We start from the raw sequence: 17293 nt of genomic DNA on the forward strand, positions 1-17293 counted from the left end.
GAGGCACTAGCTGGTCGCTGCGAGAGCCTTGCTCTTGCGCCACCGCGAGTTTGCGTATCCGAGCGCGGCGATCACCGCAAAAAGGACTGCTGTCGAGATCAACTGATCCCGGGCGTCTTCGTCGAACAGCATGAGGACAACAAACGCTCCGAGCATCGCCAGGGTGGCGTAACTCAGGTACGGGAATAGCCACATGCGGATGGTCAGTTTGCCTTCGGCTTCGAGTCGCTTACGCAGGCGAAGGTGGGAGACAACGATGAAGATCCAGATGACGAGCAACGCGGCACCGACTGCATTGAGCAGGATGCCGAGGAGGTCGTCTGGCAGAAGCCAGTTGAGCATGACGGAAACGAAGCCGAAGAACACGGACAGCAATACCGCGTTGGTCGGAACTCCCGTGCTCGAGAGTTTGGCCATGAATGCGGGGCCGTCACCACGTCGGGACAGCGAGAAGGCCATGCGTGAGGTGCCGTAGATGTTGGCGTTGAAGGCCGACAGCAAGGCGACAACCACAACAAGTTCCATGAACCCGGCAACACCGGGGATGTTGGCCAGATTGAGGACGGAGACAAAGGGACTTGTCTCGAGATCGGGATCGTTCCACGGCAAGACCAACACCATGATCGAGATAGCGCCGATGTAGAAGACGCTGATACGCCAGACGACGCTGCGGACGGCGAGCGCGATGGAGCGTTCCGGATTCTCAGATTCCGCCGCGGCGATGGTGACGATTTCGATACCGCCGAACGCGAAGGCAACAACAAGAAGGCCGGCAGCGACGCCCGAGAATCCGTTGGGCATGAACCCGCCCTGGCCGAAGAGATTCGAGGTTCCCACCGGGTCCGTATCGGGAAGCAGGCCGAACACCAGCAATACGCCGATGATCAGGAAGCCGATGATGACGGTGACTTTGATTGCCGCGAACCAGAATTCGAACTCGCCGAAGTTGCTGACCTTGGCCAGGTTCACGATGGCAAAGAACACCACGAAGACCAGCGCGATCAACCATTGCGGTATCGACGGCAGCCACTCGTTGACGATGGCGGACGCACCGGTGATCTCGGCGCCCAGAACCATGATGAGCATGAACCAGTAGAGCCAGCCCATCACGAAGCCGGCCCACTCGCCGATCCCGAGGCGTGCGTAATGCGAGAACGAACCACTGGCGGGGATGGCAGCGCCCATCTCGCCGAGCATTCGCATCACGAAGACGACTACGGCGCCCGCGATGACGTAGGAAAGCAGAACTGCGGGACCGGCCGTCGCGATACCGACGCCCGTTCCGAGGAACAGGCCGGCGCCGATGGCCGAGCCCAGGCCCATCATCGTCAGATGGCGGACCTTGAGACCCTGGCCGAGAGCGGTGGTCGTTTCTTCGGGGGCGTCGGTTTTACTCATCAGTCGTTGGCGTGAAGTGCGGCATTCAGTTCGACGCCGGTGCCCTTCCACGGCACGACCTCGACGGCACCCGAAACCGAGTTGCGACGGAACAGCAGGTTGGACTTGCCGCTCAGTGCCAAGGCCTTGACGACGGTTCCGTCGGGGCCGGTGACCTTGGTGCCCGCGGTGACGTACAGACCGGCTTCGAGGACGCAGTCGTCACCGAGGGAGATGCCGAGTCCGGCGTTGGCGCCGAGGAGGCAACGCTTGCCGACGGAGATGGTTTCCTTGCCGCCGCCGGACAGGGTGCCCATGATGGACGCGCCGCCACCCACATCGGAACCGTCGTCGACGACGACGCCTGCGGAGATGCGGCCTTCGACCATGGAGTTACCGAGTGTGCCGGCGTTGAAGTTCACGAAGCCTTCATGCATGACAGTGGTGCCGGAGGCGAGGTGTGCGCCCAGACGGACACGATCGGCGTCGGCGATGCGGACACCCGAGGGGACGACGTAGTCGACCATGCGGGGGAACTTGTCGACGCTGAAAACGGTGACAACGCCGCGGATGCGCAGACGTGAGCGGACCTGCTCGAAGCCTTCGACAGCGCAGGGTCCGAAGTTGGTCCACACGACGTTGGCGAGGAGGCCGAACTGGCCGTCGAGGTTGACGCCGTGCGGCGCAACGAGACGGTGGGAAAGCAGGTGAAGGCGCAGGTAGACGTCGTACGCGTCGACGGGGGCCTTGGAGAGGTCAGCGATGGTGGTGCGGACGATGACCTGCGAAACCTCGCGTGCCTCGTCGGTTCCCGCCAGCAGTGCGAGATCGGAGGGAATGTCTGTTCCCTCGACGTTCTCGGTACCGGTCGTCTTGAATGTTCCCAGCTCCGGTGCGGGGAACCAGGTGTCGAGGACGGTACCGTCCGCGGTCACGTTGGCGATACCTACTGCTGATGCTCCGTGTGCGCTCACAGGACTAGAGATTACTGGGTGCGCTGGCTGCGGGCTTAGGCTGGTGGCCGTGAGCATCCTCGATCTTGCCTCCGACCCCATCGATCTGACGGCCGCTCTGGTCGACATTCCCAGCGTTTCCCACGACGAATCCGCGATCGCGGACGCCGTCGAGGTTGCGTTGCGTGAGCAGACCAGCGGCTTCGAGATCATCCGCAACGGCAATGCCGTTCTGGCTCGGACGTCGCGCGGATTGCCGAGCCGGGTGATGCTTGCCGGGCATCTCGACACAGTTCCGATTGCGGACAATGTTCCCTCTCGCCGTGAGGGTGACATCTTGCACGGGTGCGGCACCGTGGACATGAAATCCGGCGACGCCGTGTTCCTGCACCTTGCGGCGACGATCGAGAACTTGGCCCACGACCTGACACTGGTGTTCTACGACTGCGAGGAAATCGCCGCCGCCTACAACGGCCTCGGCCGGATCGAACGCGAAATCCCGCAATGGCTCGCCGCGGATGTCGCGATCCTGGGCGAGCCGACGGCCGGGTTCATCGAGGCCGGGTGCCAGGGAACGATGCGCGTGCGCTTGACCGCGTCGGGTACCAGGGCGCATTCAGCCCGGTCCTGGTTGGGGGACAACGCGATTCACAAGTTCGGTACTGCGTTGGAGCGGATGTCGGCCTATTCGCCGCGTTCGGTCGATATCGACGGTTGTGTCTACCGGGAGGGACTCTCGGCCGTGCGGATCTCCGGCGGCGTCGCGGGGAACGTGGTGCCGGACGCAGCCGAGATGGACGTCAACTTCAGATTTGCACCTGATCGCAGTGAGGCGCAGGCCGAGGCTCACGTGCGGGAAGTCTTCGACGGCTTGGATCTCGGATTCGAGATTACGGACTCGTCTCCTGGCGCTCTGCCCGGCTTGGCCAATCCGTCGGCCGCCGCCTTGATCGAGGCTGCGGGCGGACAGTTCCGGGCCAAGTACGGTTGGACCGATGTGTCCAGATTCTCGGCTCTCGGCATTCCCGCGGTGAATTACGGCCCCGGCGATCCGAACCTGGCGCACAAGCGTGACGAGCACGTCCCGGTGCAGCAGATCACCGACGTCGCGGCCGTGCTGAGGAAGTATTTGTCGGCCTGAGCGTTAGCCTTGCGTGCATGGCACCAGAGAAGAATTCAGCCTCCAAGAAGCACAGTTCGTCGATCAAGCACCGCGGTCCTGTTCAACTCCGGCGCAAACGCAAGGATGAGAAAACCACCACGGACCAGCGTCTGCTCGACAAGCGCGGCCCCACCGACTGGGTCCATACCGATCCGTGGCGTGTGCTGCGCATCCAGAGCGAATTCATCGAAGGTTTCGGGGCGCTCGCCGAGGTCCCTCGTGCGGTCACCGTGTTCGGTTCGGCACGCACAGCTCTCGATCATCCCGAATACCAGGCAGGCCGTGAGCTGGGAACGGCGTTGGCCGAAGCCGGGTACGCCGTCATCACCGGTGGTGGGCCGGGAGTCATGGAAGCCGCCAACCGCGGTTGCAGCGAGGCCGGTGGATATTCGATCGGACTCGGCATCGAGTTGCCGTTCGAGCAGGGGCTCAACGAGTGGGTCGACCTCGGCATCAACTTCCGGTACTTCTTTGCGCGCAAGACGATGTTCGTGAAGTACTCGCAGGCCTTCATCTGCTTGCCTGGCGGCTTCGGAACGCTGGACGAGTTGTTCGAAGCGCTTACTTTGGTGCAGACCCACAAGGTCACGCGCTTCCCGATTGTCCTGTTCGGCACGGAGTACTGGTCCGGATTGGTCGAGTGGATCCGGAACACACTCGAGCATGACGGAAAGATCTCCGAAGGTGATGTGAACCTGCTGCACGTCACCGACAGTGTGGAAGAAGCAGTCCGGATAGTCGCCGAAGCCAATCTAGGCGTCGACGAGGCCGCCGATCTGGGGAAAGAAGAAGAATGGTGACCGATTCCGACAAGAAGTACTCGATCTGCGTCTACTGTGCGTCGGGGCCGGTGGACGAGTCGTTCCTGGCTTTGGCCGCAGAGGTGGGCACCGCGATCGGACGACGCGGGTGGCAGTTGGTTTCGGGCGGTGGCAACGTCTCGATGATGGGTGCTGTCGCGGAGTCGGCTCGGGCTGCGGGCGCATGGACCGTCGGCGTCATCCCGAAGGCGTTGGTGCACAAGGAAGTTGCGGACGTCAACGCGGACGAATTGATCGTCACCGACACGATGCGTCAGCGCAAGCAGTTGATGGAAGACAACGCAGATGCGTTCATCACCTTGCCCGGCGGTATCGGGACGTTGGAGGAGTTGTTCGAAACGTGGACTGCCGGCTACCTCGGGATGCACAGCAAGCCTGTGGTCCTGCTTGATCCGGTGGGGCACTACACCGGACTGCTCGAATGGTTGGACAAATTGGACGGCACGGGGTTTGTGGGCCGGAAGGCTTTGGATACGTTGCTGGTCAGGACTGATGTCGAGGCTGCACTCGACGCTTGTGTGAGCTCCTGACCAAGTGCGTGACGGGCCACCTTACCGTGGAGTAAGGTGGCCCCGGGGGTGGCCGTCGAGTCGCCGGATACGTGATTGGGGAGACATGAGTTCGGAAGCACGCGACAAAGTTGGCATGCTGGATCTGGCGGCCAAACTGCCGTCGATGATCACCGAGGTGCCCATCCTCCTGAAGGGGGCGTCCGGCCTGCTGCGCAAGCCTTCGGCCGCGATGTCCATCGGACTCATTCTCCAGCAGAACGCCGCAGCGCATCCTACTCGTCCGTTCATCCGGTTCGAGGGCCATGCAACGAGTTACGACGACGCCAACGCGCAGGTCAACCGATATGCTGATGTATTGCGCACGCGCGGCGTCCAACGCGGCGACGTGGTGGCGATCCTCGGCAAGAACACTCCGGAATCGCTGCTAATTGCCTTGGCGGCCGTCAAACTCGGTGCGGCAGCGGGAATGCTGAACTACAACCAGCGAGATGATGTTCTCGCACACAGTCTTACACTGCTCGGCGCCCGCGTGCTTGTTGTCGCCGATGACAGCGAAGAAGCGCTCGAATCATTGCCGGAAGGGTTTACCGGACCGGAGCAACTTCTGGTCAGCGAGCTCGACGACCTGGCAAAAACGGCCGACGCGACCAATCCAGCTGTGACGGCCCAGATCCTCGCGAAGGAAAAAGCCTTCTACATCTTCACCTCGGGTACTACCGGAATGCCCAAGGCCAGCTTGATGACTCACTTCCGCTGGCTCAAGTCCATGTCCGGTCTCGGGCTCATGGGTGTCCGGTTACGTTCGTCGGACACGCTGTATTGCTGCTTGCCGCTCTATCACAACAATGCCTTGACGGTGTCGTTGTCGTCGGTGCTGGCTTCGGGTGCGACGCTTGCCATCGGCCGACAGTTCTCGGCGTCGCGATTCTGGGACGATATCGCGCTCAACAAAGCGACCGCCTTTGCCTACATCGGCGAATTGTGCCGGTATCTCCTCAATCAGCCCGAGAAGCCCACCGACCGTGACAATTCTGTTCAATTGATGGTCGGAAACGGTTTGCGGCCGGAAATCTGGAAGGAATTCACCGAGCGTTTCGGTATCGCGCGAGTTGCCGAGTTCTACGGTGCCAGCGAATGCAACATCGCCTTTGTCAACGCACTCAACGTCGATCGGACCGCCGGAATCTGCCCTTTGCCGCATGCCGTCGTCGAATTCGACGAGGAAACCGGAAAAGCGTTGCGTGGTCCGGACGGACGATTGCGCAAAGTGCCGACGGGGTCCGTTGGACTGCTGCTTTCCAAGATCACGGACCGAGCACCCTTCGACGGGTACACCGATGAAGCCGCGACCAACAGCAAATTGGTGCGCGGTGGTTTCAAGGACGGTGACACCTGGTTCGACACCGGCGACCTCGTGCGCAAGCAGGGGTGGAGCCATGTGGCCTTTGTCGATCGCCTCGGTGACACATTCCGGTGGAAGGGTGAGAACGTCGCAACCACCGAGGTCGAGGGTGCGCTCAGTTCACATCCGGCGATCGCGGAGGCCGTCGTCTACGGTGTCGAGATCCCGGGTACCGACGGGCGGGCGGGTATGGCAGCCGTGACCTTGCGCGACGGCAACACCTTCGACGGCAGTGACATCGCCACCCATTTGTACGGAAAGCTCCCCAGCTACGCCATGCCGCTGTTCGTTCGCATCGTCGACTCCCTCGAACACACCAGCACGTTCAAATCGCGCAAGGTGGAATTGCGCAACGACGGATACGAGGTCGGCGCAGACACCCTGCACGTCCTCGCCGGCCGCGAGAGCGGGTACGGCGATTCGTACGACAGTTATGTCGACGAGGTAGCCGCAGGCTCGGTACCCAAGGGCTAGACCGCGTTCCGTCATGCCAGTATGAAAGGCATGTCTTCATCGGCCGGTTCATCCGTGCAGCCAGATCCGGCGCCCACCTTGTGCGGCCGGCCGGTCGCGGTCGACCGTGCATTGGTCATGGCGATCGTCAACCGAACACCCGACTCGTTCTACGACCAAGGTGCGACGTTCTCTGATTCTGCCGCGATGGCTGCGGTGGATCGTGCGGTCGACGAAGGCGCCGATCTGGTCGATATCGGGGGAGTGAAGGCCGGCCCCGGCGATCTGGTCGACACCGACGAGGAGATCAGGCGCGTCATTCCCTTTGTCGCGGCGATCCGGGACAAGTTTCCGGATCTGTTGATCAGCATCGACACGTGGCGCAGCGACGTCGCCCGTCTCGCTCGTAAGGAAGGCGCCGATCTGATCAACGACACCTGGGCCGGCGCCGACCCGGAACTGGTCATGGTTGCTGCCGAAACGGGGGCGGGCATCGTGTGCTCACACACCGGTGGCGCCGTGCCGCGGACGCGTCCGCACCGCGTCAGATACACCGATGTTGTTGCCGATGTGGTGAACGAAGTTGTCACCGCTGCCGAACGAGCCCTTGCATTAGGCGTGCCACGTGACGCGATTCTGGTCGATCCGACCCACGATTTCGGCAAGAACACCTTTCACGGGCTCGAGTTGTTGCGAAAAGTGGACATTCTTGTAAACACCGGGTGGCCAGTGCTGATGGCGCTGAGCAATAAGGACTTTATCGGGGAGACTCTGGGGGTAGAGCTTTCCGAGAGGCTGGAGGGAACATTGGCAGCGACAGCAATGGCCGCGGCGGGCGGTGCCCGAGTGTTCCGGGTGCACGAGGTGGCATCTACGCGCCGGGTGGTCGACATGGTGGCGGCAATTCAGGGCCGACGCGCCCCGGTTCGAACGGTTCGGGGGCTGGCATGAGCATTACCGGCACTGGGTCCACGCGCACGTGGTCCGAAGCAAACAGTTGGGATCACCCCAGTTGGACGGTCGAGGAACTCGAACGAGCCAAAGCTGGCCGCACCGTCTCGGTGGTGCTTCCAGCACTCAACGAGGAGGAGACCGTCGCATCGGTGGTCGACACCATTCATCCGTTGCTCGGCGGGTTGGTGGACGAACTTGTTGTCCTTGACTCCGGATCTACCGACCGCACCGCGAAGCGGGCACGGGCTGCCGGCGCACGGGTGATCAGCCGCGAGTCCGCGGTGCCGTCGCTCCCTCCCGCAGCCGGCAAAGGTGAAGTCCTGTGGCGCTCGATCGCGGCGACTACCGGTGATCTGATCGCGTTCGTGGATTCCGATCTCATCAATCCGGACCCGGCGTTTGTTCCGAAGCTGTTGGGTCCATTGCTCACCGTCGACGGTATTCACCTGGTGAAGGGGTATTACCGGCGTCCGTTGCGCGTCAGCGGGACAGAAGACGCCAACGGCGGCGGGCGTGTCACCGAGTTGGTGGCGCGGCCGATGCTGGCGGCGCTGCGACCGGAACTCACGGCCGTTCTGCAACCGCTGGGCGGTGAGTACGCCGGGACCCGGGAGTTGCTCTCCGCCGTGCCGTTTGCACCCGGCTACGGAGTCGAGATCGGGCTGTTGCTCGATACGTACGACACCCTCGGACTCAGCGCGATCGGTCAGGTCAATCTCGGCGTCCGGAAGCACCGCAATCGGCCGCTTGCCGATCTGGGCGTGATGAGCCGGCAGATCATCGGGACGATGCTGCGGCGCTGTGGCATCGAGGATTCCGGCGCCGGGTTGACGCAGTTCCTGGTCGAGGGCGATTCGTTTGCCCCGGCCACCACCGAGGTGTCGCTGCTCGACCGTCCGCCGATGAATTCGATTATCCGCAGCGCGGGGGTCTGACCGCAGCGGAACGTGTATGGGAGTATCGGGGCATGTTGACGATCCTCCTGTACCTGATTGTCATGGCGCTTGTCGGCGGGATGATCTTCCTTGCCGCGAGTGCTGTATTCGGGCGCTCGGAAGAACTGCCGCCGCTTCCTCCCGGCACCACAGCGGCCGTGCTTCCCGCGGAAGGCGTGACAAGCACCGACGTCGACGCATTGCGATTCCAGCAGGTCTTGCGCGGGTACAAGGCCAGTGAAGTGGATTGGGCCCTGCATCGGCTCGGAATGGAAATCGACTCTCTCCGTGCGCAATTGGAAGCAAGATCGGATGCTGCCCCAGAAGTTGCGGAGTCCGACGCGGGCGCGCGCGAGGCGGCAACCGTGAGTGAGCGCCCGGAAGATGTCTGACGGAATTGTTCGCTGCGACTGGGTGATCGAATCACCAGGCGACACGCTGTACCGCGATTACCACGACCACGAATGGGGTCAACCCCTCCACGGTCGTGACGCCTTGTTCGAGCGACTCGCACTCGAAGCATTTCAATCAGGATTGTCGTGGATCACGATTCTGAGAAAGCGTGAGGCTTTCCGATCGGCGTTCGCCGGATTTGTTCCCGAGAAAGTTGCCGAATACGGCCAAGCGGACGTGGACCGCTTGCTCGCGGATTCCGCGATTATTCGCAATCGGGCCAAAATCGAGGCAACAATTGCCAATGCGCGAGTACTTGTGAATTCACCGGAATTGGATCTCGATAGGTTGCTCTGGTCCTTTGCACCGCCCCCACGCACCGCGCGACTCGCTTCAATTGCAGACGTTCCCGCTATCACCGAAGAATCAACTGCCATGGCCAAGGAACTCAAACGGTTCGGCTTCAAGTTTATCGGCCCTACCACGGCATATGCGCTCATGCAGGCCACCGGAATGGTTGACGATCACATTGCCGATTGTTGGGTTCCACCGGTAGTGCCGTAGTAGTGCGGACACGCGTAAATGTGACTCAGATTCCCGGTTCCGGGACGGATAGGGAACAATGGAGGCTACGAGCCTCGCTGATCGTTGGCGGGGCGCACCGTTTGTCGACGCGCAGTGAAGTGCAGCGCAGATCTGGAGGGAGCAGAGGATGGCGGCCATGAAGCCCCGGACCGGGGACGGTCCCCTCGAAGCAACCAAAGAGGGACGAGGAATCGTCATGCGGGTTCCACTCGAGGGTGGCGGACGCCTTGTCGTCGAGCTGACCCCGGATGAAGCTGCTGCGCTGGGTGTGGAACTTACAAACGTCACCAGCTAGTCGGGTCCAGGTAGGAAATGCACCCAGGCTCCGCAACCGATCTTCGGTGCGGGGCCTGAAGTGTGTGTAGGTCTAGGCGTTCGCGCCGAGCCGGAAGGGCAGTTGTGTGCTTGCCGAAGTGATCGATCTGCTGGCGTGCCCGCAGTGCCGTCTTGAACTCGATCTGATCGACCGCGCCCTCGAATGTGCACGAGGCCACCGATTCGACATCGCCAGGCAGGGCTACGTTTCCCTCATCAGCGGTGGGTCCACCAAATTCACCGGCGACAGCGCCGAGATGATTGCGGCCAGGTCCAGACTGCTCGGTAGTGGGCATTTTGATCCGCTGATGGACGCGGTTACGGCGGCGTGTGCGCGCTCGGGGGGCGTCGACCCGGCACGGATCGTCGAAATCGGTTCCGGCACAGGACAATATCTCGAACATGTGATCAGCCGGCTCCCGGATTCTCGGGGAATTGCCCTCGACGTCTCGAAATTCGCGGCCCGGCGAGCAGCCAAAGTCCACGACAGAATCGGATCGATAGTCGCGGACGTGTGGCAGCCCCTACCCATTCGTGACGGCGTGCTCTCTCACGTGCTCTGTGTGTTCGCTCCGCGCAATGGTGAGCAGTCCCACCGCGTTCTGGCCGACGAGGGCGTTCTCGTGGTTCTGACGCCCACAGACAGGCATCTGCGTGAGCTGATCGAGTTACTCGGCATGGTTCGCGTCGACGACAAGAAGGTGGAACGGCTCGGAACGTCCATGGCCGGACTGTTCGAGCGTGAACACTCCGAGGGCGTCGAGTTCACCATGCACCTCACCCACGACGAGGTTCTCGATCTGGTGGGCATGGGGCCTTCCGCGCGGCACCTGACGTCGCAGCAACTCGAAGCCTCGGTAGCGGAACTTCCCGAACTCACACCGATCACCGCGTCTGCGACGATTTCCAGTTACCGCAAGGTCAACCGCGGCGTCTGATCGCGTCGTTGTAGACGTCGATGGTTTGTTTAGCGATCTCGGCCCACGAGAAATGCTCGATCGCCCGGACCCGGCCGGCCCGCCCCATCGCGTCGGCACCCGTCTTGTCGGCAACAACGTCGTTGACCGTCGCGGCCAAGGATTCCTCGAATGCAGCGGGTTCGTATGCGTTGTAGTGGACGAGTCGACCGGTCACGCCGTCGTCGACCACTTCAGGGATTCCGCCCACATCCGAAGCGACAACAGCAGTTTCGCAGGCCATGGCTTCGAGGTTGACGATCCCCAACGGTTCGTACACCGACGGGCAGACGAAGACTGTTGCGGCCGAAAGTATTTCGCGGATCTGTTCGGTGGGCAGCATTTCGCGGACCCAGAACACATTGCCGCGGTGCGCGGCGAGGGCCGCTACCGCCTGTTCTGTCTCGGCCGCTATTTCCGGCGTATCGGGGGCACCTGCGCACAGGACAAGCTGGATGGACGGGTCGAAATCGTGTGCCGCCGCGATCAGATGGCCGACACCCTTCTGGCGTGTGATGCGGCCGACGAACGCCACGATCGGTTGGCTGACATCGACGCCGATAGCCGTCAACGCAGACGCTTCGCCGGTTCCGGCGGGACCGGGATGCCACACACTCGTGTCGATCCCGTTGCGAACCACATGGATACGGCTCGGATCGAGCGACGGGTACGCGTCGAGGACGTCGGCGCGCATCCCGGAACTGACCGCGATGACAGCGTCGGCATGCTCGACTGCGGTGCGCTCGGACCACGACGAGACGCGGTAGCCGCCGCCCAACTGCTCGGCCTTCCACGGACGCCGGGGTTCGAGCGAATGTGCGGTCAGAATGTGGGGGACGTCGTAGAGCGCTGACGCCAGATGTCCGGCCAGCCCGGTGTACCAGGTATGGGAATGGACAATATCGACACCGCTTGCGGCTGCGGCCATCCGAAGCTCGGTGGACAGCGTTGTCAACGCGGGGTTGGCGCCGTCCAACGCGGGATCGGGGGAGTGGACGATCGCGTCGTCGCGCGGCGCTCCCATGCAGTGAACGTCGACGTCGACGAGCCGTTTCAACTGAGCGACCAGCTCGGTGACGTGCACGCCTGCCCCGCCGTAGATCTCCGGTGGGTATTCCTTGGTCATCATCGCGACTCGCACCGGCTAAACCTAACCGCCCGTGGTCGATCCGGCTACCGGCCGGCGCACTTCGCGAGTGTCGCGGCCCGCTTCGCTAGCGGGACTACCGGAGTGCGGATAGGTTAAGCGTGTGAGAAGCCAGCCGCATGTGCTTGGAATCGTGCTCGCCGGGGGCGAGGGCAAACGTCTCTATCCGCTGACGGCGGATAGAGCTAAACCAGCGGTGCCGTTCGGCGGCGCCTATCGACTGATCGACTTCGTGTTGAGCAACCTGGTGAACGCGGGCTATCTGCGTCTCTGTGTGCTCACGCAGTACAAGTCGCATTCACTCGACCGACATATATCGCAGACATGGAGGTTGTCCGGATTTGCGGGTGAGTACATCACTCCCGTCCCGGCGCAGCAGAGACTCGGGCCGCGCTGGTACACCGGCAGCGCCGACGCCATCCTGCAGTCGCTCAATCTCGTTTACGACGAAGACCCCGAGTACATCGTGGTGTTCGGCGCCGACCACGTGTACCGCATGGACCCCGAGCAGATGGTGCAGCACCACATCGACTCCGGCGCCGGTGTGACCGTCGCCGGTATCCGGGTGCCGCGCAGTGAGGCGTTTGCCTTCGGCTGCATCGACAGCGACGAGTCGGGACGCATCACGCAGTTCCTCGAGAAGCCGGCTCATCCGCCCGGCACCCCCGACGACCCCAATTCCACCTTTGCCTCCATGGGTAACTACGTGTTCACCACGAAGGTGTTGGTCGACGCCATCCGCGCCGACTCCGAGAACTCGGATTCCGATCACGACATGGGCGGCGACATTATCCCCGCCCTCGTCGCAGCCGGCGAGGCCTCGGTGTACGACTTCAAGGACAACATCGTTCCAGGCGCAACCGACCGCGACCGCGGCTACTGGCGCGACGTCGGTACCCTCGACGCTTTCTACGACGCACACATGGACCTCGTGTCGGTCCACCCCATCTTCAACCTGTACAACCGGCGCTGGCCCATCCGCGGCGCCACCGAGAACCTGGCACCGGCCAAGTTCGTGAAGGGCGGCCTCGCTCAGGAGTCGATAGTCGGCGCCGGATCGATCCTGTCCGCCGCTACGGTGCGCAACTCCGTCCTCAGCTCGAACGTGATGATCGAGGACGGCGCCACCGTCGAAGGCAGCGTCCTGATGCCAGGAGTGCGCATCGGCAAGGGAGCTGTCGTGCGCCGAGCCATCCTCGACAAGAACGTTGTTGTCGGTGACGGCGAAATCATCGGCGTCGACCTCGAACGAGACCGCGAACGATTTGCGATCAGCTCCGGTGGAGTCGTCGCAATCGGTAAGGGTGTCTGGATCTAGCTAGTAGAGGCTAGATCTTGCTGGCGCAGAGCAGTCCTTCACCGAGCGGAAGTAACACCCGAACCAGACGCTTGTCGTCCGCGATGGCCTTGGCGGCTTCGCGGACGGCCACCGTCGTGGCATCACGGGCCGACGGGTCGGCGACGCGACCGCCGGCAAGAGCGTTGTGCAGGACGATCACACCGCCTGGACGCAGCAACCGGATGCCTTCACGCACGTAGTGGGGCTGATCGACCGGGGCGCAATCGACAAATACCAAGTCGTATCCACCGTCGGCGAGGCGCGGCAGCACGTCGAGTGCATTGCCGTTGATCAACCGGGTGCGCGCAGGCGCGATTCCACTTTCGCGGAACGTCAATTTGGCTGCGCGCTGGTGCTCGGGTTCGCTGTCGATGGTGGTCAGGACACCGTCGTCGCGCATACCGTGCAACAACCACAGGCTGCTGACGCCGGCTCCGGTACCGACCTCGACCGCCGTCCTCGCACCGAGCATGCGGGCGAACATCGCCAGTGTCGCGCCGACTGCGGGCGTCACGGGTGCGGTGCCGAGGTCCAATGCTCGGTCCCGCGCCGCGGTAAAAATCTCGTCCTCGGAAACAACGTCCTCGACGTGGCGGAGTATCTGTTCGGCGTGGGTCACGCTCATGAGGTTATCGGGCCGGTCGCATTGACGCTGCAAGGCGCGCACCCTGACAGATTCTCAGGAATCCCTCAGCCTCTTCATAGGGCATGCACACCGCGGTACGAGAGGGTATGTACATCGCCGGAAGTGCACGGAACATCCGGCGGCGATGGATGAGCTGATCAACGGTGGTCCGGGAACAAAACACCTCGGTGTTCGGTTGTTCGAGTCATCGCGTGAGCTGACCGCGGCACGAAAAGACCAGGAGGATCCACTTATTTTCCAGATCAACGACGAGCCTCGCCCTCGAGAGTCGGAAGTAATGACGACGGAATCGGCTGTGGATTCCGAATTGATCGGTACTGCTGTTTTCGACGCAACGGGTGAGAAGTCGGCGATGCCGTCGTGGGACGAACTCGTCCGCCAACACGGTGACCGCGTGTACCGGCTTGCGTACCGCCTGTCCGGCGACGCGCAGGACGCTGAAGATCTGACCCAGGACACATTCATCCGTGTGTTCCGTTCCCTCTCCGACTACCAGCCAGGCACGTTCGAAGGCTGGCTGCACCGCATCACGACCAACCTGTTCCTCGACATGGTTCGCCGCCGCAACCGCATCCGCATGGAAGCGCTTCCGGAGGACTACGACCGCGTACCGTCAGCCGGTCCGGACCCCGAGCAGATCTACCACGACGCCCGCCTCGACGCCGATCTTCAGGCCGCATTGGACTCCTTGGCGCCGGATTTCCGCGCCGCTGTTGTGCTGTGTGACATCGAAGGTCTGTCGTACGAGGAAATCGGTGCCACACTGGGAGTCAAGCTCGGAACGGTTCGGAGCCGTATCCACCGTGGACGACAAGCGATTCGCGATCATCTGGCCGCAGCACAACGCGCCGGTGATTCCGAACGTGTCGGCGTCTGACGGGGGGAACGTTGGTCAATCATCTGGAGGGACGAATGACGGAGGCGCGGGCACCCCGCCAGTTCGGTTCGACCGAACACCTGGCAAGTGAGGCAATTGCCGCCTACGTCGACGGAGAACTTCGCATGCAGGCCTATCTTCGGGCCTCACACCACATCTCCTTGTGTGCCGAATGCACGGCTGCGGTCGATGCGCAGCAGCAGGCCCGTGGTGCGCTCCGGCGGAGCGGAGAGATGACGATGCCGCTGTCGCTTGTCGGCCTGCTCAGCGCAATTCCGACCTGCACCACCAATACTGCCGATACCTCGCCGCGGTCGGACGACGGTTTCGGCGCGATCGGCAAACGTCTTTCACGCCGTTGGCGTAAATGACCTGTCCTTTCGGCCCAGTCAGCGACGCCCTGCATCCACTGATCAGTGATACTGGACCGCGTGACTGACGGACAGAGGGGGCATTCCGGCGTGGATACCGATACTTCGGCAAACAACGCGGGTACTTCGGCAAATGGTTCGGTGGATCGACCCGCAGACGCGCCTGTTCTCGAACCCCGCCCGGTATACCGGCCGCAGATCGATCCGGCGTCGCAGCGGGCATTCAGTAGGCCGAGCGGCGTCGACGGTTCTTTCTCCCAGGCAGCTGCCCGGAGCGTGCCGACGCCCGGTGTTGTGGTCGGTTCGCCCGATCCGGTTCTCGCAGAGGCGTTCGGTCGCCCCGAGGGCGCCACGGAATCCATCGGCCGTGATCCCGAAGCCGACACGGAATCCGAACCCGAAGACGAGGTACCGAACGACCCGTGGCGTGATCCGGCGTCGTCGGTGGCTCTGGGTTCACCCGCGCAGGAAACGCAACCCGAAAGTTTGCCTCCCGCACCGAAACTCGATGTCCGCGACGTACTGTTCGGGCGTAAGGTCGCGCCGTCCGCGTTGGCCGCGCTTGCCGGAATGGCACTGGTAATTGCGCTGGTAGGCGGACTGCTCGCGACGGTGATTACCGCCGACCGAAGTTCCCTCACCAGTTCACACGTCACGTTGGTGCAATCCGGCGGTGGTGAACAGCCGCAATCCGACGTCGCGAAGGTCGCCGACGCGGTGCTGCCGTCCGTTGTCTCCATCCAGGTTGCCGTCGGCGATCATGGAAGCACCGGTTCGGGAGTCGTGATCGACGACGAGGGCTACATCGTCACCAACAACCATGTGATCTCCTCGGCCGCTCCGCCGGCCCAGAACGCGCGGATCCAAGTCATCTTTTCCGACGGCACCAAGACCGACGCTCAGATTGTCGGCCGCGACGTGAAGACGGACCTCGCGGTGCTGAAGGTGTCGGCGAGCAATCTGACGGTTGCGCAACTCGGGCGCTCCGAAGATGTCCAGGTAGGTGACGACGTCGTGGCCGTCGGTTCACCGTTGGGATTGAGCAAGACTGTGACACGCGGAATCGTCAGCGCCCTGAACCGTCCGTTGCGGTTGTCCGGCGAGGGCACCGACACCAACGCGGTGATCGACGCTGTCCAGACGGACGCGGCCATCAACCACGGCAACTCCGGTGGCGCTTTGGTGGATGCGGAAGCTCGCGTGATCGGCATCAACACCGCGATGCTCAGCGAATCGGGTGGTTCCGTCGGGCTCGGTTTTGCGATTCCGATAGACACGGTCACCGAGGTGGCGCAGGCCATCATTCGTGACGGTTCGGTACGCCACCCGGATATCGGCGTCAATGTTCGCACCGTTGTCAACGACGCCACCAGTGGTGCCGCGGTCGCGAATGTCCGTGACGGAAGCCCGGCGCAACAAGCCGGAATCGTCGAGGGCGACGTCATCGTCAAGGTCGGGGACAGGCAAGTGACGAGCGCCGACGAATTTGTTGTGGCAGTCAATGCAGCGGCGATCGGTCAGCCGGTCAATGTCGCGTTGATCCGCGAGGGACGCCAGGTAGACATATCGGTCACGCCGGTTTCGGACTGAGAACCTACGAGGTTGCTGTGAGGTTGATCCGGACCTGCGCGCAACAACCGGACACACAGTAGGCTTGCCCTGTGTTTGGCAACATCGGTTGGGGCGAGTTCATGATCCTCCTCGTAGCGGCTCTGGTCATTTTGGGACCTGAGCGGCTTCCTGGCGCGGTCTCCTGGGTTACACGATCACTGAGGCAGGTACGTGAATATGCTTCCGGAGCCCAGAATCAGCTCAAGGAAGAACTGGGCACCGACTTCGAGGATCTGCGTAAACCACTCGCAGATCTGAACAAGCTGCGCGGGATGACTCCGCGCGCTGTGATCACCCAGCATCTTCTCGACGGAGACGATTCCCTCTTCACCGGAGACTTCGACAAGAAGTCCCCAAGCGGTGGGAAGTCCCAAGCCGGTGTGAAGCCCCAGAGCGGCGCTCAGGAACCGATGTCACTCACGAAGGACAAGCCTCTCGCAGCCGGAGAGCGTCCGCCGGTCGACCTCGACGCAACCTGAGCGCA

19 protein-coding genes are annotated in these 17293 nt (G+C 62.6%); 15 read left to right on the forward strand and 4 right to left on the reverse strand.

The genetic code is table 11. The annotated features are described in order from the left end of the window. Positions 1–6: 6 nt before the first annotated feature. Together V2B23_RS12405 and dapD are read right to left on the reverse strand one after the other, a co-directional pair. Complete coding sequence (locus V2B23_RS12405) at positions 7–1398, reverse strand: amino acid permease (protein WP_430950601.1); 1392 nt, start codon at positions 1396–1398, stop codon at positions 7–9. After that, the gene (dapD, locus tag V2B23_RS12410; RefSeq protein ID WP_430950602.1) at positions 1398–2351 is read right to left on the reverse strand and encodes a 2,3,4,5-tetrahydropyridine-2,6-dicarboxylate N-succinyltransferase; all 954 of its coding nucleotides are present in this window, start codon (positions 2349–2351) and stop codon (positions 1398–1400) included. The genes V2B23_RS12405 and dapD overlap by 1 nt, the downstream gene beginning before the upstream one ends. 49 nt (positions 2352–2400) lie before the next feature. On the opposite strand from dapD, the gene dapE reads away from it, so the two are divergent. From dapE to V2B23_RS12460, 10 genes are all read left to right on the forward strand, one after another. Beyond that, positions 2401–3471: a succinyl-diaminopimelate desuccinylase gene (dapE, locus tag V2B23_RS12415; RefSeq protein WP_230590146.1), complete on the forward strand. Its 1071-nt coding sequence runs from the start codon at positions 2401–2403 to the stop codon at positions 3469–3471. 17 nt (positions 3472–3488) lie between these two features. After that, positions 3489–4292, forward strand: coding sequence for a TIGR00730 family Rossman fold protein (locus V2B23_RS12420; protein WP_033234444.1), 804 nt, complete (start codon positions 3489–3491; stop codon positions 4290–4292). Further along, the gene (locus tag V2B23_RS12425) at positions 4286–4843 is read left to right on the forward strand and encodes a TIGR00730 family Rossman fold protein (protein ID WP_430950603.1); all 558 of its coding nucleotides are present in this window, start codon (positions 4286–4288) and stop codon (positions 4841–4843) included. Before V2B23_RS12420 ends, V2B23_RS12425 begins: the two co-directional genes overlap by 7 nt. 85 nt (positions 4844–4928) lie before the next feature. Beyond that, complete coding sequence (locus tag V2B23_RS12430) at positions 4929–6701, forward strand: long-chain-acyl-CoA synthetase (protein WP_430950604.1); 1773 nt, start codon at positions 4929–4931, stop codon at positions 6699–6701. 30 nt (positions 6702–6731) lie between these two features. After that, the gene (gene folP, locus V2B23_RS12435) at positions 6732–7631 is read left to right on the forward strand and encodes a dihydropteroate synthase (RefSeq protein ID WP_430950605.1); all 900 of its coding nucleotides are present in this window, start codon (positions 6732–6734) and stop codon (positions 7629–7631) included. After that, entirely contained in the window at positions 7628–8569 is a 942-nt protein-coding gene (locus V2B23_RS12440; protein WP_430950606.1) for a glucosyl-3-phosphoglycerate synthase, read from the forward strand. The genes folP and V2B23_RS12440 overlap by 4 nt, the downstream gene beginning before the upstream one ends. A gap of 32 nt (positions 8570–8601) precedes the next feature. Further along, entirely contained in the window at positions 8602–8961 is a 360-nt protein-coding gene (locus V2B23_RS12445; protein ID WP_430950607.1) for a DivIVA domain-containing protein, read from the forward strand. After that, positions 8954–9526 carry a DNA-3-methyladenine glycosylase I gene (locus V2B23_RS12450; RefSeq protein WP_430950608.1) on the forward strand — a complete coding sequence of 191 codons (573 nt, stop codon included), beginning with the start codon at positions 8954–8956 and terminating at the stop codon, positions 9524–9526. Before V2B23_RS12445 ends, V2B23_RS12450 begins: the two co-directional genes overlap by 8 nt. 148 nt (positions 9527–9674) lie before the next feature. Beyond that, on the forward strand, positions 9675–9842 hold the full coding sequence (locus V2B23_RS12455; RefSeq protein ID WP_003945169.1) for a DUF3117 domain-containing protein: 168 nt from the start codon (positions 9675–9677) through the stop codon (positions 9840–9842). A gap of 106 nt (positions 9843–9948) precedes the next feature. Further along, positions 9949–10800 (forward strand): putative RNA methyltransferase, encoded by an 852-nt coding sequence (locus V2B23_RS12460; protein WP_430950609.1) that lies wholly within the window; start codon positions 9949–9951, stop codon positions 10798–10800. Here V2B23_RS12460 and glgA read toward each other — a convergent pair. Further along, complete coding sequence (gene glgA / locus V2B23_RS12465) at positions 10784–11959, reverse strand: glycogen synthase (RefSeq protein WP_430950610.1); 1176 nt, start codon at positions 11957–11959, stop codon at positions 10784–10786. The genes V2B23_RS12460 and glgA overlap by 17 nt on opposite strands. 109 nt (positions 11960–12068) lie before the next feature. On the opposite strand from glgA, the gene glgC reads away from it, so the two are divergent. Then, positions 12069–13283, forward strand: a complete 1215-nt coding sequence (glgC, locus tag V2B23_RS12470; protein WP_138872559.1) for a glucose-1-phosphate adenylyltransferase — start codon at positions 12069–12071, stop codon at positions 13281–13283. A 10-nt stretch (positions 13284–13293) separates the two neighbouring features. Here glgC and V2B23_RS12475 read toward each other — a convergent pair whose 3' ends face one another. Then, on the reverse strand, positions 13294–13929 hold the full coding sequence (locus V2B23_RS12475) for an O-methyltransferase (RefSeq protein ID WP_430950611.1): 636 nt from the start codon (positions 13927–13929) through the stop codon (positions 13294–13296). 298 nt (positions 13930–14227) lie between these two features. Here V2B23_RS12475 and sigE point away from each other — a divergent pair, with 298 nt between their 5' ends. The 4 genes from sigE (at position 14228) to tatB (ending at position 17288) form a co-directional block, all read left to right on the forward strand. After that, positions 14228–14827 (forward strand): RNA polymerase sigma factor SigE, encoded by a 600-nt coding sequence (gene sigE / locus V2B23_RS12480; RefSeq protein WP_033234434.1) that lies wholly within the window; start codon positions 14228–14230, stop codon positions 14825–14827. 35 nt (positions 14828–14862) lie between these two features. After that, complete coding sequence (locus V2B23_RS12485; protein WP_430950612.1) at positions 14863–15198, forward strand: RNA polymerase subunit sigma-70; 336 nt, start codon at positions 14863–14865, stop codon at positions 15196–15198. A gap of 90 nt (positions 15199–15288) precedes the next feature. Next, positions 15289–16788, forward strand: coding sequence for a trypsin-like peptidase domain-containing protein (locus tag V2B23_RS12490; RefSeq protein WP_430950712.1), 1500 nt, complete (start codon positions 15289–15291; stop codon positions 16786–16788). A 71-nt stretch (positions 16789–16859) separates the two neighbouring features. After that, entirely contained in the window at positions 16860–17288 is a 429-nt protein-coding gene (tatB, locus tag V2B23_RS12495; RefSeq protein ID WP_430950613.1) for a Sec-independent protein translocase protein TatB, read from the forward strand. Positions 17289–17293 lie beyond the last annotated feature (5 nt).

Origin of the sequence: Rhodococcus sp. 24CO, from assembly GCF_050586165.1 — a bacterium.
Lineage (GTDB): Bacteria > Actinomycetota > Actinomycetes > Mycobacteriales > Mycobacteriaceae > Rhodococcus_F.